The following is a 637-nucleotide window of genomic DNA, read 5'->3' on the forward strand; positions in this document are numbered from 1 at the left end:
GAGGCGAGCCTCAGCGGCATCGAACGGACACTGGCCGAACGCGGCCAGGCGCTGATCAGCGAATTCCAGACCCGCGCCGAAGCGCTCGACACCGGCACGCAGAAGCTCAACGCCGCCCTCGAAGCGCGCGCCCGCCAGATCAACGAGACGATGGTGGAACGCGCGAAGGAAATCGCTCATGCCTTCGCCGAGAGCAAGGACACGCTGTCGGCGATGATCGATCAGGGCAAGACCCAGATCGGCGCCGATATGGCCGACATCATCTCGTCCACCTCCTCCATGCTCGAAGCCCGCGCCACCGACTTCGCCGGCCGCATGGAGGCCGCCCGGCATGTGGTGTCGCGCTCCTTCGATTCCGACATCCAGCGGCTCGCCGATGCCCGGGTCGGCATCGAGGAAGCCGTCGAGAACCACAGCCGCTCGCTTTCCGAGAGCCGCGAACGCATGGCTGCCGCCATGCAGGAGGACCTGGCCAAGTTCGCCGAGGGCCGCGCGGCGATCGATGCCGCCGTCACCAACCAAGTGCAGAAGCTGGCCGAAGGCCGCGGCTTGATCTCTCGCGCGCTGGAAGAAGATCTGCGCAAGGTGAACGAGTCGCGCGCCGCCATCGATGCATCGCTTGGCAGCCATCTGGAGC

The 637-nt window shown here is 66.7% G+C and carries 1 pseudogene; it reads left to right on the forward strand.

The features are described from left to right. Window positions 1–637: pseudogene (locus EOA24_RS40170) on the forward strand (kinesin); the annotation flags it as partial.

Origin of the sequence: Mesorhizobium sp. M2A.F.Ca.ET.039.01.1.1 (assembly GCF_003998035.1) — a bacterium.
Lineage (GTDB): Bacteria > Pseudomonadota > Alphaproteobacteria > Rhizobiales > Rhizobiaceae > Mesorhizobium.